This is a genomic window from Kiloniella laminariae DSM 19542, from assembly GCF_000374005.1.
Lineage (GTDB): Bacteria > Pseudomonadota > Alphaproteobacteria > Kiloniellales > Kiloniellaceae > Kiloniella > Kiloniella laminariae.
The window spans coordinates 221,196-247,939 of sequence record NZ_KB893146.1 but is presented as its reverse complement, the minus strand read 5'-3'; the positions used below and the strand labels follow the sequence as shown (position 1 = coordinate 247,939).

Genomic DNA, 26,744 nt, shown 5'->3' with positions numbered 1-26,744 from the left:
CCACGTTATATGCTCTTGTAATTGACCAGACCAAGGCGTTCGCGCAAGGCGAAGCGTATAACAAAAACAACTGCCACAAAAGCAAGCCCTGCGGCAAGACCTAACCAGATCCCCTGACCACCCCATCCGAGAACAAATCCGCAGAAATAGGAAATGGGTAAACCAAGCCCCCAATAGGCAAAGATAGCCATAAACATTGGTACTTTGGTGTCACTCAGCCCACGCAGAGCACCGGAAGTAACCACCTGCCCCCCATCAACCAGCTGGAACAGGGCCGCAACCGCGAGATAGGATACAGCCAGTTGCAACGGTATCTGGTTTTCCGGCAGAAGAGGATCAAGATAAAACCCGACCAGCACTTCAGGGATTAACCAGAAGGCCAGACAGGTTGTTCCCATAAAGCCGGTTCCCATAATAATCGAAACCCAACCGGCCTTGCGAATACCTTCGCTCTTTTTAGCTCCGTAGGCCAGGCCAACCCGGATTGTCGCTGCCTGACTGATCCCCAGCGGGATCATAAAGGCAATGGAGGCACATTGCAGCGCAACTGCATGGGCTGCCAGTTCGTTGGTGCCCAACCACCCCATCAGCAAGGTCGCAGCCGCAAACAGACCGGTTTCAGCTGTGAGCATACAGCCAACGGGGAGCCCGATCCGGAAGATTTCGAAAAATCTGTTCCAGTCCGGTTTCCACAGGCGCACAAGGATTGCGTAGCGTTTGAAACGCCGGTGGGTCAGGATATAGCCCAAGGCAATCAAAAACATCACTGTATTCACAAAAGTCGTGCTGATCCCCGCCCCCATCAATTCAAGGCGCGGGAAGCCCCAGTTCCCGAACATCAGCGCATAGTTACCCAGTCCATTGACCACAATCCCGGCAAGCGTGATGACAAGAATGACCTTGGTTTTCCCCTGTGCCGAGAGCAGGCAGCGCAGGACCAGAAACAAGAAAGAGGCAAAAAGATGCCAGATTGCATAGCGCACATAAACCTGCGCCATCACGGAACTTTCTTCGGTCTGGCCCGCGAAAAGGAAAATGGCCTCCGCATTCCAGATCAGCGCCACCAGTATGGCGGCAAGTAGAACCGCGACCCAAAATCCTTGACGAACTGTACGGCGAACAGATTTGAAATCCCTTGCCCCGATTGCCTGAGCAATCATCGGAGCAACCGCTGAAACCAGACCAATTCCAAAGAGATAAAAAGGGCTCATCAGACTGCTTGCCAGTGTTCCGGCAGCCAGAAATTTCGGGCCAAGCCAGCCCATCATGATTACGTCGGTTGTCACCAGTGCCATCTGGGCAACCTGGGCAATGACCAGTGGCCAGGCCAACAGGAAAGTAGCCTTTATCTCTTCACCCCAGCGCCATACAGACGGCAAGGACTGGTCAGAAGCCTCGGAGGCTCTGTCCTCTGCAAGGTTGATCGACATGTACCGGATCCCAAAAAGAAAATCACCGATGGACGCAACCAAAAACGGCTGTTCGCCATAGTGTCAAAATGAATATCAGTTCACCCTAACGGGTAATCTCATAGTTGTATAGTGCAACAAGATAAAGCAGACACCATACACCCCTGCTCTGAAAATTACGGAAAGGGTGTAAATATGGTTCTTTTTCGGGTATGACAGCTCAATCCGAAGATCCGCTGTCACCCGGGATCAGGCAATAGAGGAAGAGGGTCGGGCGATCTCCTGCCCCAGCGCAGCAAGCGCTCGGTTAAAGATCCCTTCGGCGTCCAGCCCAGCCTGTGCCAGCTGTGTTGCCGGGCTTTCATGATCAATAAAGGCGTCCGGCATACAGACAGGGCGGAACTTCAGTCCCTTGTCAAAAAAGCCTTCATTCGCCAGATAATTTGCCACCAGTGCAGAAAATCCGCCGATAGAACCTTCTTCAACCGTGAGCAAGACATCGTGTTTATTTGCCAGATCCCGGATCAGATCAACATCCAGCGGCTTGGCAAAACGGGCATCTGCAACGGTTGTTGTGTAGCCTCTCGCAGCCAGCTTCTCAGCTGCCTTGAGGCAATCGTCCAGTCGGGTTCCCAAGGCAAGAATAGCGACATGTTTGCCCTCGCGGACAATCCGGCCTTTCCCGATTTCCAGCACTGTTCCACGCTCGGGCAGCTCCATGCGGCCTGTTGCCTCTCCCCGGGGGAAGCGGATGGCACTTGGGCCATCATTGATCGTGATCGAGGTAGCAACCATATGCATCAGCTCCAGCTCGTCCGATGGCGCCATAAGCACCATATCCGGAATACAGCCCAGATAAGCCAGATCATAGCTCCCCTGATGTGTAACGCCGTCTGCGCCGACCATGCCAGCACGATCAATAATGAAACGCACGGGAAGGCTTTGAATGGCCACGTCGTGGATCACCTGGTCATAGGCGCGCTGTAAAAAGGTCGAATAGATTGCTGCGTAAGGTTTATAGCCTTCACAAGCCATTCCGGCACAAAAGGTTACGCCATGCTGTTCTGCAATACCGACATCGAAGGTTCGATCCGGGAATTCCTCTTCAAAGAGATTGATCCCCGTACCCGAAGGCATGGCAGCCGTCATCGCCACGATTTTCTCGTCTTCGCGAGCTTCAGCAATCAGTGCCTTGGCAAAAACGTTTTGATAAAGTGGCGCCTTGGGTTGTGATTTTTCCTGCTTGCCACTAACCACATCAAACTTTGAAACACCGTGATACTTGTCGGCTGCTTTTTCGGCTGGCTCATAGCCTTTGCCTTTTTGCGTCACCGCATGGATCAGAACAGGGCCATCATAATCACAGTCACGCACGTTTTTCAGAACTGGCAGCAGATGGGAAAAGTCGTGCCCATCAATCGGACCGATATAGAAGAAACCCAGTTCTTCGAACAAGGTGCCGCCCGTTAAAAATCCACGGGCGTACTCTTCTGCCCTTTTGGCAGCCGTTTCCAACCGGGGGGGGAGTTTGCTGATAATTTCCTTGGCCATATGGCGCATCGACTGATAGGGCTTGGCCGAAATCAGGCGCGACAGATAGGCACTCAATGCCCCCACAGGCGGGGCAATCGACATGTCGTTATCGTTCAGAATCACAATCAGGCGCGAATTCATCGCCCCGGCATTGTTCATGGCCTCATAGGCCATACCCGCCGTCATCGATCCGTCACCGATCACGGAAATCACATTATTGTCTTTGCCGGCAAGATCACGGGCCACGGCATAGCCAAGACCCGCTGAAATAGAGGTCGAGCTGTGAGCCGCGCCAAAGGGGTCGTAAATGCTTTCCTTGCGGGTGGTAAAACCGGACAAGCCGCCTCCCTGACGTAGCGTACCAATACGGTCACGGCGTTCGGTCAGGATCTTGTGCGGGTAACACTGATGTCCCACATCCCAGATCAGCTTGTCATCAGGTGTATTGAAAACATGGTGAATGGCAACCGTCAATTCGACGACCCCCAGACCTGCGCCCAGATGCCCCCCCGTACGTGACACAGCATTGATCATGTCCATGCGCAGTTCTTCAGCCAGCTGCGGCAGCTGGTTTTCTTCCAGCGTGCGCAAATCTGCCGGGTTCTTGACCGTATCCAGCAGAGGGGTCTGGCGATTATGACCGTACTGACTCACCCTACTCTCCATCACTTCTGTTTCCAGTTCCCTAACGGGCGTACATTTTCTTTATCTCTGGCAGCCAATCTCACACTATACGCCGGGTTTCCCCATCGGGTCGAGCGGGGCTTACACCCGAAAGCAAAAAAACTTACGACCTACGCTCCAGTACAAATGTGGCAATCTCGCGCAGTAACTGCGCCTTTCCTGAGAAAATATCAAGTCTCGATTTTGCCGAAGCTACCAGTGCCTCAGCACGGGCGCGGGCCTTTTCCAGACCAAGCTGCCCGACAAAAGTTGCTTTTCCGGCGTCAGAATCAACACCCGTAGGCTTCCCGGTTTCCTCTGGTGTTGCCTCATGATCCAGCAAATCGTCAATAATCTGAAAGGCCAGCCCCAGATCCTCTGCATAGAGACGCAGTGCCGCTCTTTCTTCTTTCTGTGCACGACCCAGGATGGCCCCGGCTTCGCAGGCATAACGAATAAGGGCCCCGGTTTTCAACGCCTGAAGTCTGGTAATTCCCGCCAGATCCAGTTTTGACCTATCTGGAGAAAGGTCAATCATCTGGCCGCCAACCATGCCAGCCGATCCAGCCGCTGTTGCAAGCTCAGCAATCAGTTCAAGACGAATTTCTGCATCCGGGTGGCTCTTTGCCGAGGCCAGAACAGCAAAGGCTTCTGTCAGCAAACCATCTCCGGCCAGAATAGCCGTGGCATCATTCCATTTTTTATGAACCGTCGTCCTTCCCCGGCGCAGATCACTGTCATCCATCGCGGGAAGGTCATCATGTACCAGACTGTAACAGTGTACCATCTCGAGCGCCGCTGCGACCTGCAGCGCCTGTTCAGGATCGACATCGAACAGAGCCGCGCTTTCCATGACCAGAAAAGGTCGCAAACGTTTCCCGCCTCCAAGAGCAGAATAGCGCATGGCCTCAACAACCTCGCCCTCGGCTGTCGCAACAGGGGGCAGAAGTTTATCAAGACGTGCCTCAACTGCGTCCGCACGATTGCTCAGGGCCAGTATAATATTCTGGGTAATATCCTGCATGAAAGTTAGATCTCCGGCAGAAGTGCGTTGTTATGCAACTTCAAAGGGTTCAGTCCGGGGTTCACCGTCTGGTCCCATGGTGATCTTCTCGATTTTTTCTTGGGCTTCGCGTAATTTGCTCTCGCAATGCGCCTTCAGCTTGGCTCCACGATCATAGGCCTCGATCGCCTCGTCCAGCTTGCCCTCCCCCTGCTCAAGCCGACCAACGATCGTCTTGAGTTCAGCAAGAGCTTCTTCAAAACTCATCTTCTTGATATCGGCAGGACTGGTTTTGGACTGCGAAACGTCGGTCATGGGAACCTCAACTGTTAATTCTTGCGGCACTCTACGTTGTCAGTTTGCATCAGACAAGACCCCGCCCGGGCAGGAGAGAGTATATTTCCCCTCCCCCGATCAGCTAAGCTGCAAAGCAGCTGCTTAATCTGTTGCATTCATCAAGGCCATCACATGGAGGGCAACAGATCGGGCCAGAGCATCCGTATTGTAACCGCCTTCAAGGATTGAGACCAAACGTCGTTCGCAAAGTTCATCTGCCAGTTCGACAATCCGCCGGGAAACCCAACCAAAATCCTCGTCTTCCAGATTAATAGAAGCAAGCGGGTCTTCCCGGTGCGCATCAAAACCGGCTGACACGATAATCAGGCCAGGTTTGAAACTCTGTACCGCCGGAAAGATATAATCATCCATCGCCTTGCGAAACTCATAGGACCCTCCGCCGGAAGGCAGGGGGCAATTGAGAATATTGTTGGCAACACCGGTTTCTCCAACACTCCCGGTTCCGGGAAAAAGAGGGGATTCATGGCTGGAACCGTAAAACATGTTCGGATCATCCCAGAGAATATCCTGGGTCCCATTTCCGTGATGGACATCAAAATCAATCACAGCAACCCGTTCAACCCCGTGTTCATATCTCGCCTGATAGGCACCAAGAGCCGGATTACAAAACAGACAAAATCCCATTGCCCGATGTCGCTCGGCATGATGTCCCGGCGGACGGCTGAGACAAAAGGCGTTATCCACGTCTTTATTCATGACAGCATCAACTGCTGCACAAATTCCCCCCGCAGCCCGAAGAGCAGCCTCTCCCGAGTGTTTACAGACCACCGTGTCTCCATCAAGCGCCACGTATCCCGTCGCAGGGATCGCCCTCATGATCTCGCTTACATGCTCTTCCGTATGCGCCCAGTGGAGCTTTTCCCGCCCGATTTCAGGAGATTCTCGGCGATCCAGCTCGTCAAACACTGGCTCGGACAAGGCCCGCATAATCGCTTCAAACCGATGAGGAGATTCCGGGTGATGAATCCCCGGGTCATGCAACTGGCTGGCAGAATGGCTGAAAAGCGCAGTGGTCATTTGGTTTCCTCCGGATGCGTAACATCGAACCAGATCGTGAAGGACAGCAGGTTAACCACGAGCATTTCAGTCGCCCCGTCCTTAGTAACCCTCAGGTCAGCTAGATAATGTCATTATTTTCACAGCCCGCCGACGGATAATTTTATTTTTTTCGTTCAATAGCAAAATCAACCGGGTTAGTTTTCTTGAAAAGAGATGGTATTTCTATAATTATAGGCAGACTTTTCTTCAGGCGATCCCATCTGGTATGCTACACGAAATAAACGGCAGCGTATAACAGCACGACTGCCGCTATTTCTTTTTCGTTTTACACTTTGGAACCGGGTTCACCCCGTTCTTTGGCGTTTATCAAGAGTTTCACCAAAGAGCAGACTTCGGTTGACTATGATTTCAGGAGGCCATTTTGCGCCAGCTCTTTGCACCTTTTACCCTTGTTGCTGCTTTGGGCTTGATGGTCCCTGCATTCACGGTTCATGCGCAACAGGCCGCGCTTGTACGTGTTGACGAGGTGCGTACGGAACAGATGAAACAGACCGTTCCGGTGATCGGAAGGCTTGTCGCACGCCAAACCGGGAATGTCGCAGCCAAGATTGCCGGACCTGTTGAAGACTTCAAGGTCGAGATCGGGGACAAGGTCACAACAGACCAGGTGATTGCCCTGCTCAACTCGGCAACCCTCCGGGCTGACCGGGACCTTGCTGCCAGTGAAGTCAAAGCCTCACAAAGCCGACTGGGTACATTTCAGGCCCGCCTGACACTGGCAGACCAGGAACTTGAACGGCTGGAGAAACTGCGTTCGTCGGCTGCCTTTAATAAATCCCGCTATGAGGATGCCGTTCAAAACAGTGCGATTGCCAAAGCTGAAGTTTCCCAGTCCCGGGCCGATATCGAAACCGCCAAAGCTCGCCTTCGCCGGGCTGAAATCAACCTGAGTTATACGGAAATCAAAGCCCCTTATGACGGGGTTGTTCTCAGTCGAGAAACCGAAGTTGGCTCCTATGTTCAGACGGGCGATCCTGTGGTTACCCTGTTGTCACGAAACAGTCTTGAAATTGAGGTCGAAGTTCCCTCACAAAGATTGATCGCCCTTAAAGAAGGCATGGAATTCAGCCTGAGCCTGAGCGATGGCACGCCCTTGCAGGCCATGATCAGGGCTATTCTGCCAAGGGAAAATCCTCTGACACGGACTCGGCCCGTGCGTCTTTCGGCCGACCTGCCCAATAAAGACAGTCTTGCCGACAACCAGAGTATTACCCTTCTGGTTCCGGCAGGGCCCGAGCGCGACGCCGTTACAGTACACAAGGATGCTGTCATCCAGAGCCCCAATGGACCAATGGTTTACCTGAATGTAGAGGGAAGAGCACAACCCCGCCCGATCCAGCTTGGCCAGCAGATCGGGGAACGGATTGAGGTTGTTTATGGTCTGGCTGCAGGGGATCAGGTTGTCACCCGGGGCAATGAACGTCTTTTCCCGGGCATGTCTTTGCAGATCAATGGCGATGTTCCTGCTGAAGTGGCCCCTGTGACAGAAGAACAGACCGAGAAAAACGGGGAGGCTTCCTGATGAACCTGATCAAGGTTTCCATCGAACGACCAATCGCTATCATTTCTGCCGTGATTATGGTGGTGCTCTTTGGTGCCGTCGCCCTGCAGATGATCCCCATCCAGCTCACCCCGGATGTCAATCGCCCGGTGATTTCCATTCGGACAAACTGGCCCGGCGCCGCCCCTGCAGAAGTGGAGCGCCAGATTGTTAATGAGCAAGAAGAAAAGCTGAAAGGCCTCGAAAACCTCCACACCATGACCAGTGAAGCGGAGTTTGGCCGGGGACGAATTTCTCTGGAATTCAATGTCGGGACAGATATGGGCAAAGCTCTTCTTCTGACCGCAAACAGACTGGACCGTGTCAGCGGGTACCCGGATGAGGCCGATGAACCCACACTTGATACAGCAGGATCGGAAGACAGCCCGATCGCTTGGTTTATTTTGACCCGCCAAAAAGGGAACACGACACCGATTTACCACTACGGCGACTTCGTCGAAGATATCATCAAAGACCGGATAGAGCGCGTTCAAGGCGTCAGCGGTGTCAACATCTATGGCGGCAGCGAGCAGGAGATCGAAGTTGTAATCCAGCCACAGCTTCTAGCCCGCTATGGTTTGACCACTGCCTCGGTTGTTTCAACGCTGCGCCAGGCCAGTGCCTCTGTTTCTGCCGGGGATGTGGATGAAGGCAAACGGCGTTATATTGTCAGGACTGAAGGAGAGCTCAATACGGTTGAGGCGATCCGGCAAGTGGTTCTGCGGAGTGCCCAGGATCCTTTCACCGGGGGCGTATCAAGGGTAACTGTCGGTGATATTGCCCAGGTAGGTTTTAGTTACAAGGAACCGACATCCAACATCAGAATGTTTGGTGATGCTGCTCTGGCCTTCAATGCGACCAGAGAAACCGGGGCAAACGTCATCGAGACGATGAACGGTATCTATGAAGCCCTGGAAGAACTCAACAGCAGCGCTGTTCCCCAGGCCGGTTTAAAACTTCAGCAGGTCTACGATGAAACCATCTACATCACTTCTGCGATAGACCTGGTCCAGCAGAATATCTGGTATGGTGGTCTTCTTGCTGCTGTCATTCTTCTGATTTTTCTGCGATCGGTCCGGGCGACAATCATTATCTCGATGGCTATTCCTGTCTCTGTCGTCGGTTCTTTCGTGGCGATGGCCGTCCTTGGAAGATCAATCAACGTGATTTCCCTTGCGGGACTGGCCTTTGCCGTGGGGATGGTCGTCGATGCTGCGATTGTTGTCCTGGAAAACATTTTCCGCTTGAAAGAACAGGGGAAATCACCAGCGGTTGCCGCCTATCAGGGTGCACAGCAGGTTTGGGGCGCAATTCTGGTTTCTGCCCTGACTACCGTAATGGTCTTTATCCCTATTCTGGTCATGGAACTGGAAGTCGGGCAGCTTTTCCGGGATATCGCCGTTGCAATCTCGGTGTCGGTCGTCCTCTCTCTCGTCGTTTCGATCACCGTCATCCCTGCCCTGTCCCGAAAATTCCTGCGCGACCACGACACCGACGGAAGTGATACAGTCAAACGTATCCCGCTCCCCGGGATTGATCAGTTTGGCTCCGGTTTTGTTGCCTTTATCATGGCATCCCAGGCACGCGTAGTAAGGAAAAAACTGGTTGCGATCGCCCTTGTCAGTACAGTCACCGCCATCGCAGCTTTTGGAACATGGCAGTTTTTACCCAAACTGGAATATCTACCAGAAGGAAACCGGAACCTTGTCTTCGGTGTCATTATTCCTCCCCCGGGTTATAATCTTGATACGATGACCTCCATCGCCAAAGAGGTTGAAGACTCAGTCCGCCATCTCTGGGCGACGGAAACCGGACCGGAATCTGATCCTGGCGCACCGCCTAAAATGGAACGTTTCTTTTTTGTCGCGACCCAGTCGAATACTTTTCTGGGGGCGACTGCGATTGATGGCAGCCGGGTTGCAGAGCTTATTCCCATCCTGCAGGAGCCGGTTTTCAAAGAACCGGGAACCTTTGGCTTTATCAACCAACCCTCGCTCTTTGGTCGGGGCATTGGTGGCGGAAGGAAAATCGACCTCGACATCTCCGGCTCTGACCTTAACCAGATTCTGCAAGTTGCAGGTCAGGCCACAGGCAGAATATTTACCTTTTTCCCGAAAGAAGCCGGAAACCAGTTTCGCCCCCGCCCTGGCCTGGAACTCGGCGCACCGGAAGTAAGGGTTTTGCCGGACCGTGTTCGCCTTGCCGACAACGGCGTCACGGTCAATGAACTGGGCACTGCAATTGATGTGTTCAATGATGGCTTGCGCGTTGACGAAGTGACTGTCGGCAGCAAAAGGCTTGACCTTACCCTGAAAGGTCCAAAAGACAGCGTGACCCAGACACAGGGTATTGCAAGCTTGCCGGTCGTTACATCAGAAGGGCTGATTGTTCCGGCTTCCAGTCTGGCAGAAATTATCCTGACCGCAGGACCAACCGAGATCCGACATCGCGAACGCCTGCGAACGATCACTCTTGAAATTCGCCCTACAGCAGGGATTCCCCTTGAGGAAGCTCTCGAAACCCTGCAAAGAGACGTCATCACTCCCCTGGAAGAAGCAGGGCTGCCCGGCGATATCAAAATAAGCCTCAGTGGCACAGCCGACAAACTGGCACAAACCTGGGATGCAATGATCGTCAATCTGTTGCTTGCCGTTGTGATTGTCTATCTGGTCATGGCTGTTTTGTTTGAAAGTTTCCTCTATCCCCTGTTAATTCTGCTGGCCGTCCCGCTGGCGGCAGCAGGTGGGGTCGCGGGCCTTGTCTTCCTGAACAGCTTTGTTTTCCAGCCACTCGACATGCTGACACTTCTCGGATTTGTCATTCTGGTCGGCATTGTTGTCAACAACGCCATTCTGGTGGTTCACCAGACGTTATATCACCTGCGCGAAGAAAACATGTCTGCACAAACAGCCATACTGGAAGCCACGCGCAACCGGATACGACCAATCTTTATGTCGACCTTAACTTCGGTTGTCGGCATGCTGCCACTTGTGCTGGTTCCCGGTGCAGGATCAGAGCTTTACCGGGGACTGGGATCCGTTGTGATTGGGGGCCTGTCACTTTCCGCCGTGCTCACCCTGCTGATTATTCCACCCATGCTGTCTTTGATGGAGGGTACTCTGGAAAGGGATCGCAAACGCAGTCAGGAACTTAAATCACGTCCGGGGCTGACGGCTGAAGCAGCAGAATAGTCATCACAATCTCCATTGTGATGTAGCTACAAAAATGGCCCTCGCGTGATCACGTGAGGGCCATTTTATTTAGCCGTTTTATTGACAGGCAGAGATTTGTGCGTTCAGTTTTTCCTGATGCGAAATACCATCACATCATCCTCCCTGACCTCAGAAGACAGCAGCTCATCGCCTGTCGCCTCACAGAAGTTTTTAAAATCCAGCAGAGCACTTGGGTCCGTCGCATGAATCACCAGTTCATCCCCCGCAACAAGGGGTTTCATAGATTTGCGGGCACGCAACACCGGAATAGGGCATTTCAGCCCGGTTGCATCGAGAAAATGTTCCGCCATGTTCAAACCTCCTTTTGCCTGTAGGTAAAGCCGAAAGCTGCCGTAAGCAACCAGCCCAGAACAAAAAGGCTGCCACCAACAGGAATATAAGGACCATTGAGCGACAGACCACAAAGTGCCTTGAGGAACAGCCCGCCGCTAAAAAACAGCAAACCAAGAGCAAAACAACCGCTGGCAAAAACCCGCGCGCGGGAACATCCGGACCCGGCAGTTCCGAGCGCTGTCAGAACCAGTAAAACCAACGTATGGACTAAACCGTACGAACTCCCCGTTTGAGCCCACAGCACCCGCAACTCGTCTCCCTCAAAACCATGTGCCGCATAAGCCCCCACCGCGACAGACCCCGCCCCCCAAAGACCTGCATAGACAATCCAGAACTTCGGCCAGAAAGTTGTAATTTTGCCCACCATCTTAACTTTTCCTGTCTTAATCCTATCGGTTCATAGCTGTTAAAAAACCACCTTCAGCTATCAACCTGTTTGTTTTTTTCAGCTTGTTTTGCTGTTTCCACCAGAGAGACCAGAGTGGCAAAGATAAAGAACATCACAAACCAGCGGTTTTGCCAGATCCCATAGCCCAGCAGGGCAACAATAAAGAGTGACACCAGCATGGCCTGTATCGCCGGATCTTCATCCAGACCTTTTTTCTTTAGCTGGGCAAACAGCAGCCAGATAATCAGACAAACCAGCAGCACACCGATCACGCCCAGTTCAAGCCAGATCTGCAAGGCAAAATTATGTGGATGTAACGAAACAATCCGCCCCCCAATTGCTCGTGTTGTCCCGTCAGCCTGATGGTGAACATAATTCTCCACCCCATTGTTGGGATAGTCACGCGCACTGTCAAAACCATATCCGATCAATGGATTATCAACAATCTGAGCCCCGACAAAATCCCAGATAAAGAAGCGGTGCTTGGCCGAGAATGGAATGGATTGTGAGGATTCAGGGCCATAAAGGGGTTCAATTTTCTGTACAATCCACGGCATAAGCAGGATCGATGTGATCATCAGGACCGGGAGCAGACGGAACCCCAGCCGTGGTTTCAGATAAAACATCAGATACCACAAACCACCAAGACTTACTGCCAGCAACGAGCTTTCACTCGGGGCAAAATAAAGCACTCCAACCGGAAGTACGGGGAGTATGACCCGCAGTAACCGTGGCAAATGAGCCCTGTAGATGGCAAAGAGTGCCCAGCAGGCAATGCCCAGAAAACTTGCACCGCGATTAAACCGCGAAAGGTTCATCGCCTCGTCAAGCGCTTTGCCTTTTGCCAGTTTGGTGAGCGGGGCAGAGAGATTTGATTCCACCAACAACAATACTGCTCCCAGGATACAGCCCCAGAGCAAAGCCTTTGCGTATTGTTTCTGTACCGCTGCAGACTGGACTTCGACTGCTGTTATCAGCAACAGTCCGCCCAGCGTCAATGCCAGCAAACGCAAGGAGAGCTGGAAGGAGTTTTCCGGATTAATCGCCCAGACACTTGACACAATGACCCAGCCGAAAAAGCTGCCCAGCAAAGCAAGCTGCAGCTTGCTCAAACGCGGTAGCTGCCGGGTCTCATAGAACTGGATTGCAGCTGTCACCACAGCAACACCCCCGACAAGGGGAACAAGGGCGTTTGAACTGAAGACACTGAGGCCGGGAACAAGAAAGAAAAATAATCTCAGAAAAGGGCCGTTCATAGAAACAACAACTTGGGATAAATGAATTGGAAAAACACCTATAGACGGCTTTGCCGATACTGTACAGAAGCAGAAGACATCACCCATCACCTCCTTTGCGGCAAAAGCAACTCCTTACGACGGCTTTTCAAAACAGGTCATCGCCAACAGAACATTGCCCTGTGTTAAACTCTGCTTATATTCAAAAGCAGTTTTCTGAATTCACGAGCCACCAGCCATGCCAAATTTTGCTTCACACCTGTTGACACCCCCCGCAGTTCTGGCCGCAGAGATGGCACGGCTCCCACGTGAAGGGGCGGTTGCTTTCCCGCTGGTCGATGCTGCGGGTTGTCAGAAGATGCTGGCCGCGACCGAGGGCCTCTCCTTCAGGGACGGAACACCCGTTGTTGGCTCTCCCGGCAATGAGGTGACACAGGATTTCAGAATTTGCATGAACTTTAACGACACCTCTGCACTGGATGACTATCAAGAGAGTTTTGAGAAACTGCTCAACCAGGCTTTCCAGCTCATGCAACCTCAACCCTACCCTACCCCTTTTGCCTTTAACGATCGGGCGGTGCTGCACTATGCCAAGGGGTCTACAGGAATTTCTCCACATCGGGATCTGGTATTTTTTGAGGCTGTTATAGCCATACTTACCCTGAAAGGTGAAGCCGGGTTTTATATCTGCGATGATCGCGAAAAAACCAATGCCCGGCGCATGAAGGCCGAAGCAGGTGTCATGATCTTGATGCGTGGCAAAAACTTTGCCGGGCTTGAAGACCGCCCCTACCATTATGTTGAAGGCATTACCCGGGACCGGGTTGGCTATGGCCTGCGCTATAATGTTCGGGAACCTGAAGAAAAAGCCCGATGAAGCTCGGCACTGTCACTTTGAGTAATCTGACCTGACAGAACCTTTCCTATTCCGGCTGTGCATAGCAGATAAAAGTCTTCCTCCCTTTGCCTCGAGCCCGGAGTTCTGCTACCAATCGCCAGAAATCCGCCATGAGCATGCTCCTCCCTGATCCAGTATCGGTGAAGTGCAGGGCTGGTAACAGGACAAGAGTAGATGAAAACCGACCTTTTTGATTTCGACTTGCCGCGTGAGGTTATCGCTCAACGCCCGGCAGATCCGCGCGACATGGCACGACTCCTGTCCATTGGCGCCGCTTTCGAAGACCATCATATGATCGATCTGCCAGACCTCATTCAACCTGGTGACCTGCTGGTCTTTAACGACACGAAGGTGATCCCCGCACGCCTGAAAGGCAAACGCGGTGAAGCCGGGGTAGAGGTCACTCTGCACAAGCAGGAACCTCCAGCTGTAACAGGCGGAGCGCGCTGGTGGACCTTTGCCAAGCCTGCCAAGAAACTCCGGCCAGATGATATCGTCAAATTTGCAGACGGTTTTAGCGCAACCGTCGAAAACAAACTTGATGGCGGCGAGGTTCTGCTGGCTTTTGACTTGTCGCCGGAAGAGCTCTATCCCTATCTCGAACAATACGGCAAGATGCCCCTTCCGCCCTACATCCAGCGAGATGGCGGCTCTGATCAGAACGATGCAGAAGACTACCAGACCCGCTTTGCCCGGCATAAGGGTGCTGTCGCCGCCCCGACAGCCAGTCTGCACTATACCGACAGGCTGATGGCCGCACTTGATGTCAAAGGTATCGAACATCTGACACTTACCCTGCATGTCGGTGCCGGGACTTTCCTGCCTGTGAAGGTAGATGACATCAGTGATCACAAGATGCACAGCGAGATTGGTCAGATCAGCCCGGAAGCAGCAGAAAAAATCAATGCGGTGCGCGCTCGAGGCGGTCGCATCATTGCCGTTGGCACAACGGCTTTGCGCCTGCTGGAAAGTGCTGCCGAAGAAGATGGTACGATGAAAGCTTTTGACGGGGAAACCGACATCTTTATCAGTCCCGGTTATCGTTTCAAAATTGTCGATCTGCTTTTGACCAATTTTCATCTGCCCCGCTCCACCCTTTTTATGCTGGTATCCGCCTTTGCCGGGCTGGACCGCATGCAGGCGGCCTATCAATATGCCATGGATCATGGTTATCGTTTTTACTCCTACGGAGACTGCAGTCTGTTGCAGCGTGAGGATCGTCTATGAGTACAGCAGCACCCAAATTCGGTTATGAACTGAAAGCAACCGAGGGCAAGGCCCGCCGCGGGGAAGTCACCACGGCACATGGCACTTTCCAGACCCCCGCCTTTATGACCGTTGGCACCGCTGGAACCGTCAAGGGACTCACCCCGGACCAGCTCAGGAAAACCGGTGCTGAAGTGGTGCTGGGCAACACCTATCACCTGATGCTCCGCCCAACCGCCGAACTGGTTGCCCGACATGGTGGTTTGCATAAATTTATGAACTGGCCACACCCAATCCTGACAGATTCCGGCGGATACCAGGTCATGTCCCTGTCAGGCCTGCGCAAGATCACCGAAGAGGGTGTGAAGTTCCAGTCGCACATCGATGGCAGCAAACACAATCTGACGCCGGAACGTTCCATGGAAATCCAGGACCTGCTCGATTCCAATATCACCATGGTTCTGGACGAATGCACCCCCTATCCCGCCACGCACAAGGAAGCCGCAGATTCCATGCGCCGTTCCATGCGCTGGGCCGAGCGTTGCCGCAAAGCCTTCCGCAACCGCGACGGTTATGGCCTGTTCGGGATTGTTCAGGGCTCAACCTATGAAGACCTGCGCAAGGAATCAGCCGAAGCCCTGATCAATATCGGCTTTGAAGGCTATGCCGTTGGAGGCCTCGCCGTTGGTGAGGGGCAAGAGGTTATGTTCGAGGTTCTCGATCATACCGTCCCGCATTTGCCGGAAGACAAGCCCCGCTACCTGATGGGGGTTGGCAAGCCCGCAGATCTGGTCGGGGCAGTCGCCCGTGGCATTGACATGTTTGACTGTGTTCTGCCAACCCGATCCGGACGGAATGCCCAGGGCTTCACCCGTCGTGGGGCCATCAACATGCGCAACAAGCGTCATCAGGATGACCATCGTCCCATCGACGACCAGTGCAGCTGCATGGCCTGCAGCCAGTTCAGCCGGGCCTATCTGCGCCACCTGTTTATCGCCAAGGAAATGCTGGGTCCCGTACTCTTGACCATTCACAACCTGGCTTATTATCAGGAATTGATGGCCGGAATGCGCGAGGCCATTGCAACAGGAACCTTCGCGGCCTTTCAGGAGGAATTTCACCGCCTGCAGGCCGGTGGTGATATCGAACCCCTGAATTAAGATCGTCGGGGTAATATTCACGCTCGATCTCATATGATAATATGACCATTGGTAATATGACCGGAGCACTTTACGCGCATTCCAAATGCTATCTCGCCGGAGGAGGTTTAACATGAAAAAAAAATCTCCTCCGCCTGATATCACGGATCCGGCTGCCGCCATTCGCGCGCAGGCTCTGTCCCTCAAATTTGATGCCGTCGGCTTCTCCCCGGCCGAAATCAATGAACAGACCAAAGAAAACCTGCGCACTTTTCTTGCCCGGGGATATCACGGTGATATGGGCTGGATGGAAAATCGGCTCGAATGGCGCGAAAATCCGACCGCCATGTGGGAAGATGCAAAAAGTATCATCGTCCTCGGCGTCAACTATGGTCCGGCGGAACCGCCACTGGCCAATCTCGCCTACGACGAACGGGGCAATATTTCTGTCTATGCCCGCAACAGGGATTATCACGACTTCATCAAAAAAAGGCTGAAAGCCCTGGCCCGCTGGATGGTCGAAAATCTGGGGTGTCAGGTCAAGGTCTTCGTTGATACCGCCCCGGTTCTGGAAAAGGTCGCCGCCGCCCAGTCCGGTATCGGCTGGCAGGGAAAAAACACCCACCTGGTTTCTCGCGAACACGGTTCCTGGCTGTTCCTTGGCGAGATTTATACTGATCTCGATCTCAAACCGGAGCAAAAGGAAGAAGATCACTGCGGCTCGTGCAATCGTTGCCTGACAGCCTGCCCGACCGATGCTTTCCCGGCCCCCTATGTTCTGGATGCCAAACGCTGTATTTCCTATCTCACCATCGAATATCACGGTCATATTGCCCAGGAATTCAGGGCCCCGATGGGCAACCGGATTTACGGCTGTGACGATTGCATCGCGGTTTGTCCCTGGAATAAATTCGCCGCGCCAACCAGCGAGGAGAACGTCTATCCCCGGATTGAACTCACAGCGCCCCGACTGGCCGATCTTGCCGAACTGGATGACGCCAGCTTTCGTCAGATTTTTTCCGGCTCACCGGTCAAAAGGATCGGGCGGGATCGCTTTATCCGCAATGTTCTAATCGGTTTGGGAAACTGTGGTGACGCTGCAATTACACCAAGAATAATTCCCCTGCTGTCCGACCCCTCCCCCTATGTCAGGGCTATGGCTGTCTGGGCAGTGGGACGCCTCCAGAGCAGTGAGCATTTTTCAGAACTGCGTCATCAGCATCTTTCGGGCGAAACAGATCCCGATGTTATTGAAGAGTGGAAAAACCCTCAGCTACCAACAGAGGAACGTTTGGGCCCTTTGGGGTAACAGACAAAAGAAACCTTGGCCCCCTGAAACATGGGACAGCCATTCCAGAGCAAATCTTCTGCACGTGGTTCCAGACGACCAGTCCCGCAGATTTCCTGCGCGAACTCCAAGACCTCCTGCGGCGTGTTAAGCTGACTGCCATAACAGACACCAAACCCCCAGGGACTGTATTCATTTTTTCCATAGGTCTGAAGGCTTTGACCAACGGCAGCCTGAACTTTCCTTGAAGCCTCCACCTGGATTGGCTCATTTGCACAGGCACTGACCAAAAGCAGAGCGCCCCCCGCAAACAAGACCGTTTTCAGGCGAACAGAAAAAAGAAGACTTTTGAACATCACACAGCCTCCGGACATGGTCTGGCTTCCTGTTTTTTTTGTCTTCGGCCAAATTGCGAAACAACAATGCCGATAAAGATAACCAGTAAAGCAGTAAAGGCTTCGGCATCATACCGCTCTGACAAAAACAGATATCCCCACAACATTCCTGCCACAGGGACGATATAGTTGTTCAGGGCAGTATAGGTCGCCCCGGCAGTCGACAGAAGATAATAAAGAATCGTATAGGCAATCGCTGTCGAAAGCACGGCAAGAGCCAGTAACGCGAGAAGACTGCGCCCAGACGGTTCCAACTGAAGCGGGGTTTCAATCGCAAAGGCCAGCGGTATCGCCATCAAAGAAGCCAACAAAAGAATTGAGGCACCGTTCACCATCGGATCCTGTTTCGTCAAACCACTCTTGCGGGCATAGACAGAGGTAATACCATAACTGAAGGAAGCCACTGCAACAGCCAACTGTCCCAGAACAGAATCGCCCAACCCGCGCAAGGCTTCCGGTCCCACCAGCAAAACCACTCCCGCGAACCCGATAGAGGTTCCAGCAAGCTTCGGCAGGGACAGTTTTTCATCATCCGTCCAAAAGTGAGCAACAACCAATGTAGAAAGTGGAATTATCGCCATCAAAATAGCCGCAAGACCGGATTCTATATGTAATTCCCCCCAGGAAATCAGAATAAAGGGCAGGATATTACCCGAGATTGCAACGACAGCGTATTTTCGCCAGATATGAAATCCTGTCGGAAACTTTTTTCCCAAAGCAAAAACAAAGGTGATCATCACCAAAAAGGCCAGGAGCAGACGAAAAGCTGTCAGCGTAACCGGGGTGATGCTTTCAAGAGAGATTTTGATAAAGAGAAAAGAACTCCCCCAAATCGCCCCCAATAGAAGCAGTAACAGGTATTGACGCAATCCAGGTTTTTGTGGCGACATCTCTTGAGAACAGTCCAGAAAGTTGTGGCATCGCCCGCCAAACGGGCGGGCGTCACTGTTTCAAGAATTTTGCCCGGATGCAATGCCTAACTGGAAAACAAGTGTTTGCCCCGGTATCTGCCAAAGAAAGCAGGTTATAGGCTCCCCCCGTCAACCCGCCTGTTCAGCTGCATTCTGGGAATCTATATTGGTCTTGGCTTCGTTACTGATAACCTTGAGTTGATCAACATGCGAAGAAAGGGACTGGACGATAGCCCCGATTTCAGTCGTTGCCTGACTGGTTTGCCCGGCAAGTTGCTTGACTTCTCCAGCCACGACAGCAAACCCCTTACCAGCATCTCCTGCCCGAGCGGCTTCGATTGTGGCGTTAAGGGCGAGCAAGTTTGTCTGACGCGCAATGGCATCAATCTGCTGGGCAACCTGACCGACCTTCTCGATTTCGATACCAAGCTGGGCAATTTCTTCAAAAATCTTGGTAATACTCTTCTCGAAAACACTGGTGTTAGAATTCATAATCTATAGCTCCCGTTGGTCAGGACTAAAGTGATAACAACCATGCCCTTAACGCCAGATTAACCAACGTCCAAAATTTGATAAATCGGCATTTATTTTTCGATTGCCTGCCTCAACCAATTACCATTATCCAGGTATCAGCAACCAACCAGAGTAAAAGAGCACAAAAACGCGCAGGAAGCGATAATTTCAGTGATTACGCTATCTGAAGGTTGATAGACATCGGCTTTACAATCTATGCTCTATATTGCTCTGGCTTCTGCCGGGGTGCTATTCACCTTTATTTAAGGGGATAGTGTTATCTTCAGCGTCTGAACCAGGCGAATAAATCCGCTCGCAGGAGCAATAGAGAAAATCTTTGATCGAGAGGGTGTGGGTCTCGGAGTGATTTTAAATATACGCAACTCCATCTGCGGCAAGCTGCTGTCGATATACATTCCTTTGATCAGCATCAGTCTGTTGCTGCTTTTTACCGTTCTCGAAAGCCGGAATATTCACAAACTGAATTCCGAACTGGGAACCCGTCTGGAAAAGATGGTTGATATACAGGGAACAGCCCTGTCGACCCCCGTATGGAACTATGACCTTGATTCCATTCAGGCAATTTTGCTGGCTCTTTCCCGAAATCCGGAATTCCACTCCGCACAGGTTTACGATACAGACGGTCTGGTTTTGGCTGAACTGACCAGTGAAACGTCAACGACGATAGAGGCCGCCTTAACCCGTGAAACGGCAATAAAACACAATTCGTTTGATCGTCTGGAAACCATTGGATCCGTCAAGGTCAGTTTTCATGACGCGCTGATCTCGGCAGAAATCAGAGAACGGCTGATCTTTGATGGGCTCGTGATGGTTGTCACCATCCTGGTCCTCTCAGCTCTTACTTTTCTTGGCGCCAATTCCTATATCGGGGTCCCGCTCAAGCTCTTGCTGGAATCAATTCAGACTGAAAAACAACACAAGAATCGCGCTGCGGTTAACTGGACGTCAAACGATGAACTCGGTGCCGTGGTCACAGCCTATAATGATCTGCTCCAGAAACAATCCGCCTATGAAGCCGCTGTAAAGGCCAGTGAACTCAGGGCCAAACGTTCCGAAGCCCAGCTCACCCAGGCGATCGAAACCATGTCAGAGGGTTTTGCCCTTTATGACCAGGACGACAAACTGGTTCTCTGTAACAGCAACTACAGAAACATTTCGGCCAAACGGGCCCGGATCATTACCCTCGGTTCGCGCTTCGAAGACATCATCCGCGAACTGGTTTACGCGGGTGATTTTGTCGGTACAGAAGGGCACGAGGAAGAGTTCATCCGGGAAACCTATAACAGTCACAAATCCCTGCAGGAACGAATGATCCTGCACCTGAGCAACGGGACCTGGCTGCAATACAATCATCGGCAAACCCCTGCCCGCGAGATCGTGGTGCTTGCAACCGACATCACGCCTTTGAAAAACCAGGAACGGGAAATCCGCCGCGCCAAGGAAATTGCCGATCAGGCCAATACAGCAAAATCACAGTTCCTTGCCAATATGAGCCATGAACTGCGTACCCCGCTCAACGCAATTCTTGGTTTCTCCGAGATCATGAAGAGTGAACTGATGGGCCCGCTTGGTTCACAACACTACAAATCCTATTGCCAGGACATCCATTCTTCAGGAACCCATTTGCTGGATCTGATCAATGACATTCTGGATCTTTCCAAGATCGAGGCCGGAGCTTTTGAATTACATGACGAGACTGTTGATCTGACGCAAACGGCCCGTGCCGCCCACAAACTGGTTGTCGGCCAGTCCTCTTCAGATCATGTCCCTGTCACCCTGAATATGACCTTGGACCTGCCTTATGTAAGAGCAGATCTCAGGGCGGTTAAACAGATCCTGCTCAACCTGCTTTCCAACGCGGTCAAGTTCACTCCTCAAGGTGGCGAGGTCGTGCTTTCTGCAGAAGAAAACTCTGACGGCAGTCTTTCCATTGCGGTCAAGGATACCGGGATCGGCATCCCCTCACATGAACTTGAACGCATTCTGGAGCCGTTTATCCGGGCGGACACCCCTATGACCCGAGCCTTTGAAGGGACTGGCCTGGGCCTCCCGCTGGTTAAATCCCTGATGGAGCAGCATGGTGGCACCCTGAAACTGGAGAGCAAAATCAACAAGGGAACAACAGCAACGATAACCTTCCCGGCCAACCGCGTTATCAAGAACGAGGGCAATCCTATTCGTGAAGGCAAGTCTGCCTTGACCCGGGTCTGATGCCTTACGATCCGGTTAGATCTGTTATCGACGATAACACCAAAGGGCCCGTAACAGCTGTTACGGGCCCTTTGGTTATTTAACTTGGTACAAATGGCTCTTAAGCAGAGTAACGATACTCGCTCATTGCATCCAGCAGCCAGTCCACCAGATATTCCGCAAACGAGGGACGGACAAACATGCGGAACACAGGTTTGTCATCAACCATCTGCAGAATAACCGGCGCCTTGGCAACGCGGGTCTGAACAACCTGTCCCGGCGCAAAAGACTGAGGGTCCATATCCAGGCGACAGCCCTTCTTCATCACGTTCCGGGCCTGGGCGCCACTGAGTTCCAGCGCCGTCCGGTTTCCGGAAACATCGATAACAGCCACATGCTGTCCAGAGAGGGCATCCCGCAGTTTGGCAACCAGATCGTTCTGGGCATCTACCGGACCAATAACCTGCCATTCATCCGGGCTGAGCCAGAAAATGGTTAGATCCCCTTTACTGACATAGCTGTTTGGTGTGGTGGGAACAGCCAGTCCAGTAGCTGACTTGACCCCGGCAACAAACTTTTTGTCTTCACAATTGCCCCGAATATTAACCTGGGCCAGAAATGGAATTTCTGTCAGGACAACACCGTTGTCGCCCGTGACTGAACCGTTGATCATCGCTTCTGCTTTGTTAGCGATGATGCTGCGGCGGAAATTATCAACCATCACGACGTTCCCCTTTCTGATCATAGAAAACCGGGCTGACAATCTTGACTTTTGTCACCTTGCCACGGTCGTGCGCGTAGATCCATTGTCCCATCCTGTTATGACCATCCTTGACCATAGCCATGGCGATGGAGTGATCCAGATTAGGGCTCCAGTAAGCTGAAGTCACATGACCGACCATTGGTGCCGGGGTCGGGTTCACCCGCTCATAGGTAAGCTGGGCACCCTCTGCCAGGACTTCTTTCGGGTTTTCGGTCATCAGGCCGACAAGCTGTTTGCGGTCTGAGCGTTTCGTATCCTCGCGAACGAAGGAACGCCGTCCGATAAAGTCGGCTTTGCTTTTGGCAATAATCCAGTCCATGCCCAGATCCTGCGGTGTCTGCGTGCCGTCGGTATCCTGACCGATAATGACAAAGCCCTTTTCCGCACGGAGGACGTGCATCGTCTCGGTGCCATAAGGGGTGATGTCATACTTCGCGCCCAGTTCCATACATTTTTCCCACATATGAAGCCCGTGCCAATTGCGCACGTTGATCTCGTAGGAAAGATCCCCTGTGAAGGAGATGCGGAAAACCCTTGCCGGAACCCCGGCAACATCACCTTCGCGCCAGGTCATGAAGGGGAACGCCTCGTTGGAGAAATCCATCTCCGGTGCCAGTTCTTCCAACAATTCGCGAGCTTTGGGGCCACCGATTGAAAGTGTCGACCATTCTTCCGTCACAGAAGTACAGTAAACTTCAAGATCGGGCCACTCGGTCTGCAGATATTCCTCGAGCCAGTCGAGAACTCCGGCAGCCCCGCCTGTTGTGGTCGTCATATGGAAGTGATTTTCCCCCAGTCTTGACGTCACACCGTCATCAAAGACCATACCGTCTTCCTTGAGCATAAAGCCGTAACGACAGGAACCGACCGGAAGCTTCAGCCAGGCATTGGTGTAGATCATGTTCAGGAACTGTGCAGCATCCTTGCCCTGAATGTCGATTTTCCCAAGCGTCGAAGCGTCAAGAATACCAACCCCATCACGCAACGCCTTGCTCTCGCGGGTCACGGCTGCATGCATGTCTTCCCCGGCTTTCGGGTAATACCAGGCACGCTGCCACTGACCTACTGGCTCAAAGGTTGCCCCATGTTCAAGATGCCAGCTGTACATAGGTGTCCGGCGGACAGGGTCAGCCAGATCGCCGTTAATCCCCCGTCCGGCCAGAGCCCCAAAGGTCACTGGTGTGTAAGGAGGGCGGAAAGTGGTTGTCCCAACCTGCGGGATCGCCTTGCCCAGCTGGGCCGAGAGAATAGCCAGACCATTGACGTTGGAGAGTTTACCCTGGTCTGTCGCCATACCTGTTGTGGTAAAGCGTTTCATGTGCTCGACAGAGTGCATGCCCTCGCGCGCTGCCAGCATGATATCTGCGGCTGTGACGTCGTGCTGGTAATCGACAAAGTGTTTGCGAGGTCCCTGCCCGACCGGATGATCGGTTGGCACAACCCAGATAGCTTTGAGCGGCTTTTCGACGACAACAATTGCTTTCGGCGCAGCTGGTGCTTTTCCTTTGCCAAAACCACTGTCCTGAGCAGCAAGCGCCCCGGCAGCCATCCCCTCTTCCAGCGCAGACTGCAGATCAAAGGTTCCCTTACAGGCACCAACAGTCCGTTCTTTCTGCGAAGAAATATTTGGCAGGAAGCAGGCTTTTTCCTCGTCGTAACGCAATTTCCCGATCGACTGGGAGAACAGGTGAACAGCTGGGTTCCAGCCACCGGACATCAGGATTGTGTCACACTCGATCCGACGCTTGGCCCCGGTGATTTTCTCGCCATCAGAAGAGATCTGTGCAATCTCGATTGCCTTCAGGCGCTTGCGTCCTTCTGTGGCAACGATACCTGCGCCCGTAACAACCTCGATCCCTTTCTGACGCGCTACGTTTGGCAATTCGCCGTCTGCAACTTCACGCAGATCAATCACCATCGGAATGGCCATACCTGCATCAACAAGGTCAATCGCAACCCTGTAGGCGCTGTCGTTGTTGGTGAAGACAACACCCCGTTTGCCTGGCAAAGCCCCATACCTGTTGGCATAGGCCTGACCGGAAGCCGCCAGCATAATACCCGGGCGATCATTATCGGCAAAAACCAGAGGACGTTCGTGAGATCCTGTTGCCAGAACAACCTGTTTGGCACGGAAATGCCAGACGCGGTGACGCGCCAGTTCCGGCTTTGCCCCCGGGCCGAAGTGGTCGGTCCGGCGTTCATGAACGGTAATGTAGTTATGGTCGTAATAGCCAAAGGCATTCGCCCGTTTCAACAGGCGGACATTGTCCATGGCTTCCAGTTCAGCCACAGCAGAAGCGACCCACTCAAGCGCCGGGCGACCGTCAATGATTTCCTTGCTGTTGAGCAGGGAACCACCAAATTCCACCTGCTCGTCACAGAGAACGACACGTGCACCGCTTTTCCCGGCGGCAAGGGCGGCGGCCAGACCAGCAGGCCCTGCACCGATAACCATGACTTCACAGAACTCGTTCATGTGGTCATAGGTGTCCGGATCTTTTTCCCGTGGCAAAACCCCGAGCCCGGCCATCCGGCGGATCATCGGTTCATAAACCGTCATCCACATGGATTTCGGGTCCATAAAAGTTTTGTAATAGAAACCGGCAACAAAAAGACGAGACGCCAGGCCGTTCACTGCCAGAACATCAAAGTTGACGCTCGGCCAGCAGTTGACTGATTTGGCGATCAACCCCTCATAAAGCTCGATCTGGGTTGCGCGCAGGTTTGGTTCGCTGCGGGGACCCGTTTCCAGCTGGATGATGGCATTCGGTTCTTCCGAACCACAGGTCAGTATCCCGCGCGGACGGTGCGTTTTGAAGCTCCGGCCGACAAGATGAACACCATTGGCAACCAGTGCAGATGCCAGGGTATCGCCTGCGACACCTCGATAGGCCTTACCATTAAAGGTAAAATTGATCACGCTGGAACGGTCGACCCCGGTTCCATGCGATGTGCGGAATTTCTCGGTCATCACGCACCTTCTTTCTTGTCGACAGCAGCTTTTTTGACAGTTGCGGGCTTTTTGGCAGGTTTCTTCGCTGGCGCTTTTTTGGTTTCGGCCTCGGCTTTCACAGCCTCCGCTGCAGGCAGTTCCAGCTTTTCACCAGCCTTGTAGACAGCAACAATCTCGTTGGTTACGGTGTTCCGCGCAACGTTAAACCAGCGGCGGCAACCATCTGAATGGACCCACCGCTCACGGTGAACACCCTTGGTGTTTGTACGCATGAAGACATATTCAGCCCATTCGGCATCCGTCAATTCATCCGGATTTTCCGGCCGGGCAATGTGTGCCTCGCCGCCATAGTGGTATTCGGTTTCGTCGCGTTCACCACACCAGGGACATTTGATATAAAGCATCGAAAAAACTCCTTAGTGAGCCACACCGGCGGCGCCGTGTTCATCGACCAGCGCACCTGTGATAAAGCGATCAATCGAGAAAGGCGCATTGAGAGGGTGCGGTTCGTCCTTGGCAATCGTATGGGCGTAACAGAATCCGGAACCCGGTGTTGCCTTGAAACCACCAGTCCCCCAGCCAGCATTGACATAGAGGTTTTTGACCGGGGTCTTGCCAACAATCGGCGAGGCATCAGGACAGGTATCGACAATACCGCCCCAGGAACGCATCAGACGCGTCCGGCTGAACAGCGGGAAAAGCTCCATTGCTGCCGCCAACTGGTTTTCGATCACATGAAGCGACCCGCGCTGGCTATAGCCGACATAAGGATCAATCCCCGCGCCCATAACCAGTTCACCCTTGTCTGACTGGGATACGTAGACATGCACCGCATTCGACATGACAACACAGTCGATCACCGGCTTCATCGGCTCAGACACCAGTGCCTGCAGCGGATGAGATTCAATCGGCAAACGGATCCCGGCCATATCAGCAACCACTGAAGTATGCCCGGCACAGGCCATAGCAACTTTCTTTGCCTTGATTTCACCGCGGCTGGTGCGCACACCCTTGATCACACCACCTTCAACCATCAGGCCCTGAACTTCACAGTTCTGGATCACATCAACGCCCATGGCATCAGCCCCGCGGGCATAACCCCAGGCCACAGCATCATGACGGGCGGTCCCGCCGCGGCGCTGCAATGTTGCCCCCAATACGGGATAGCGGCTGTTTTTCGAGATATTGATAATCGGACAGAACTCTTTGACCTGTTCGGCATTGAGCCACTCCGCGTCAATTCCGTTCAGGTTATTCGCATTCACACGACGAACCGATTCACGAACATCCCCCAGATTATGCGCAAGGTTCATCACCCCGCGTTGGGAGAACATCACGTTGTAGTTCAGCTCCTGGGACAGATTTTCCCAAAGCTTCATCGCGTTTTCATAAAACAGACCAGACTCATCCCAGAGATAGTTGGAACGCACGATGGTCGTGTTCCGACCTGTGTTCCCTCCGCCGAGCCAGCCTTTTTCGATCACGGCAACATTCGTGATGCCATGTTCCTTGGCAAGATAGTAGGCCGTAGCCAGACCGTGGCCACCAGCACCAATAATGACGACATCATATTCCGGTTTGGGTTCCGGGCTGCGCCATTGACTGGGCCAGTTCTGATGCCAGCTCATGGCATTGCGGGCCAGGCTGAAAATCGAAAAACGGGACATGCCGTCAATACTCCTCTGTTAGTTGCCGGTATCCTACGCCGAGTTGA

At 52.9% G+C, this 26,744-nt stretch carries 22 protein-coding genes; 7 read left to right on the top strand and 15 right to left on the bottom strand.

Features of this window, described 5'->3' with window-relative positions; all coding sequences use genetic code 11:
- Positions 1-5: 5 nt before the first annotated feature.
- The 5 genes from B152_RS0111850 to B152_RS0111830 all read right to left on the bottom strand — a co-directional run bounded on the left by B152_RS0111850 (position 6) and on the right by B152_RS0111830 (position 5,982).
- Positions 6-1,430, bottom strand: coding sequence for an MATE family efflux transporter (locus B152_RS0111850; RefSeq protein WP_157231057.1), 1,425 nt, complete (start codon positions 1,428-1,430; stop codon positions 6-8).
- Positions 1,431-1,658: 228 nt separating this feature from the next.
- Complete coding sequence (dxs, locus tag B152_RS0111845; protein WP_051083026.1) at positions 1,659-3,608, bottom strand: 1-deoxy-D-xylulose-5-phosphate synthase; 1,950 nt, start codon at positions 3,606-3,608, stop codon at positions 1,659-1,661.
- Positions 3,609-3,729: 121 nt separating this feature from the next.
- On the bottom strand, positions 3,730-4,629 hold the full coding sequence (locus B152_RS0111840) for a polyprenyl synthetase family protein (RefSeq protein WP_020592640.1): 900 nt from the start codon (positions 4,627-4,629) through the stop codon (positions 3,730-3,732).
- Positions 4,630-4,659: 30 nt separating this feature from the next.
- A complete protein-coding gene (locus B152_RS0111835; RefSeq protein WP_020592639.1) occupies positions 4,660-4,923 on the bottom strand; it encodes an exodeoxyribonuclease VII small subunit in 264 nt (87 codons plus the stop codon).
- Positions 4,924-5,046: 123 nt separating this feature from the next.
- The gene (locus tag B152_RS0111830) at positions 5,047-5,982 is read right to left on the bottom strand and encodes a histone deacetylase family protein (RefSeq protein ID WP_020592638.1); all 936 of its coding nucleotides are present in this window, start codon (positions 5,980-5,982) and stop codon (positions 5,047-5,049) included.
- Between the two features lie 403 nt (positions 5,983-6,385).
- Between B152_RS0111830 and B152_RS0111825 the strand changes: the two genes are divergently transcribed.
- Together B152_RS0111825 and B152_RS0111820 are read left to right on the top strand one after the other, a co-directional pair.
- Positions 6,386-7,546 carry an efflux RND transporter periplasmic adaptor subunit gene (locus tag B152_RS0111825; RefSeq protein ID WP_020592637.1) on the top strand — a complete coding sequence of 387 codons (1,161 nt, stop codon included), beginning with the start codon at positions 6,386-6,388 and terminating at the stop codon, positions 7,544-7,546.
- Entirely contained in the window at positions 7,546-10,755 is a 3,210-nt protein-coding gene (locus B152_RS0111820; RefSeq protein WP_020592636.1) for an efflux RND transporter permease subunit, read from the top strand. The genes B152_RS0111825 and B152_RS0111820 overlap by 1 nt, the downstream gene beginning before the upstream one ends.
- 104 nt (positions 10,756-10,859) lie before the next feature.
- On the opposite strand, the gene B152_RS0111815 is transcribed toward B152_RS0111820, so the two are convergent.
- Genes B152_RS0111815 through B152_RS25355 form a run of 3 tightly spaced genes read right to left on the bottom strand, consistent with a single transcriptional unit; the run spans position 10,860 to position 12,774 of the window.
- Entirely contained in the window at positions 10,860-11,087 is a 228-nt protein-coding gene (locus B152_RS0111815) for a sulfurtransferase TusA family protein (protein ID WP_020592635.1), read from the bottom strand.
- Positions 11,088-11,089: 2 nt separating this feature from the next.
- Positions 11,090-11,497 carry a DUF423 domain-containing protein gene (locus tag B152_RS0111810; protein ID WP_020592634.1) on the bottom strand — a complete coding sequence of 136 codons (408 nt, stop codon included), beginning with the start codon at positions 11,495-11,497 and terminating at the stop codon, positions 11,090-11,092.
- A 53-nt stretch (positions 11,498-11,550) separates the two neighbouring features.
- Positions 11,551-12,774 (bottom strand): O-antigen ligase family protein, encoded by a 1,224-nt coding sequence (locus tag B152_RS25355; protein WP_020592633.1) that lies wholly within the window; start codon positions 12,772-12,774, stop codon positions 11,551-11,553.
- Positions 12,775-12,991: 217 nt separating this feature from the next.
- On the opposite strand from B152_RS25355, the gene B152_RS0111800 reads away from it, so the two are divergent.
- The 4 genes from B152_RS0111800 to queG all read left to right on the top strand — a co-directional run bounded on the left by B152_RS0111800 (position 12,992) and on the right by queG (position 17,305).
- Positions 12,992-13,630: a hypothetical protein gene (locus B152_RS0111800; RefSeq protein WP_020592632.1), complete on the top strand. Its 639-nt coding sequence runs from the start codon at positions 12,992-12,994 to the stop codon at positions 13,628-13,630.
- A 195-nt stretch (positions 13,631-13,825) separates the two neighbouring features.
- On the top strand, positions 13,826-14,878 hold the full coding sequence (gene queA / locus B152_RS0111795; protein WP_020592631.1) for a tRNA preQ1(34) S-adenosylmethionine ribosyltransferase-isomerase QueA: 1,053 nt from the start codon (positions 13,826-13,828) through the stop codon (positions 14,876-14,878).
- Positions 14,875-16,017 carry a tRNA guanosine(34) transglycosylase Tgt gene (gene tgt, locus B152_RS0111790; protein WP_020592630.1) on the top strand — a complete coding sequence of 381 codons (1,143 nt, stop codon included), beginning with the start codon at positions 14,875-14,877 and terminating at the stop codon, positions 16,015-16,017. Before queA ends, tgt begins: the two co-directional genes overlap by 4 nt.
- Before the next feature lie 112 nt (positions 16,018-16,129).
- Positions 16,130-17,305: a tRNA epoxyqueuosine(34) reductase QueG gene (queG, locus tag B152_RS0111785; protein WP_020592629.1), complete on the top strand. Its 1,176-nt coding sequence runs from the start codon at positions 16,130-16,132 to the stop codon at positions 17,303-17,305.
- On the opposite strand, the gene B152_RS0111780 is transcribed toward queG, so the two are convergent.
- The 3 genes from B152_RS0111780 to B152_RS26550 form a co-directional block, all read right to left on the bottom strand.
- Positions 17,266-17,640: a hypothetical protein gene (locus B152_RS0111780; protein ID WP_157231056.1), complete on the bottom strand. Its 375-nt coding sequence runs from the start codon at positions 17,638-17,640 to the stop codon at positions 17,266-17,268. The genes queG and B152_RS0111780 overlap by 40 nt on opposite strands.
- Positions 17,640-18,569 carry a DMT family transporter gene (locus B152_RS23475; RefSeq protein WP_083921876.1) on the bottom strand — a complete coding sequence of 310 codons (930 nt, stop codon included), beginning with the start codon at positions 18,567-18,569 and terminating at the stop codon, positions 17,640-17,642. The genes B152_RS0111780 and B152_RS23475 overlap by 1 nt, the downstream gene beginning before the upstream one ends.
- A gap of 150 nt (positions 18,570-18,719) precedes the next feature.
- Positions 18,720-19,082, bottom strand: coding sequence for a methyl-accepting chemotaxis protein (locus tag B152_RS26550; protein ID WP_020592626.1), 363 nt, complete (start codon positions 19,080-19,082; stop codon positions 18,720-18,722).
- Positions 19,083-19,466: 384 nt separating this feature from the next.
- On the opposite strand from B152_RS26550, the gene B152_RS25350 reads away from it, so the two are divergent.
- Complete coding sequence (locus tag B152_RS25350) at positions 19,467-21,335, top strand: sensor histidine kinase (protein WP_157231055.1); 1,869 nt, start codon at positions 19,467-19,469, stop codon at positions 21,333-21,335.
- 100 nt (positions 21,336-21,435) lie between these two features.
- Here the strand turns inward: B152_RS25350 and B152_RS0111760 are convergent, their stop codons facing one another.
- The 4 genes from B152_RS0111760 to B152_RS0111745 are packed head-to-tail and all read right to left on the bottom strand — an operon-like array spanning position 21,436 to position 26,697.
- A complete protein-coding gene (locus tag B152_RS0111760) occupies positions 21,436-22,035 on the bottom strand; it encodes a sarcosine oxidase subunit gamma (RefSeq protein ID WP_020592624.1) in 600 nt (199 codons plus the stop codon).
- Entirely contained in the window at positions 22,028-25,048 is a 3,021-nt protein-coding gene (locus tag B152_RS0111755) for a sarcosine oxidase subunit alpha (protein ID WP_020592623.1), read from the bottom strand. The genes B152_RS0111760 and B152_RS0111755 overlap by 8 nt, the downstream gene beginning before the upstream one ends.
- Complete coding sequence (locus tag B152_RS23465) at positions 25,048-25,434, bottom strand: sarcosine oxidase subunit delta family protein (RefSeq protein ID WP_020592622.1); 387 nt, start codon at positions 25,432-25,434, stop codon at positions 25,048-25,050. The genes B152_RS0111755 and B152_RS23465 overlap by 1 nt, the downstream gene beginning before the upstream one ends.
- Before the next feature lie 12 nt (positions 25,435-25,446).
- The gene (locus B152_RS0111745; protein WP_020592621.1) at positions 25,447-26,697 is read right to left on the bottom strand and encodes a sarcosine oxidase subunit beta family protein; all 1,251 of its coding nucleotides are present in this window, start codon (positions 26,695-26,697) and stop codon (positions 25,447-25,449) included.
- Positions 26,698-26,744: the final 47 nt, after the last annotated feature.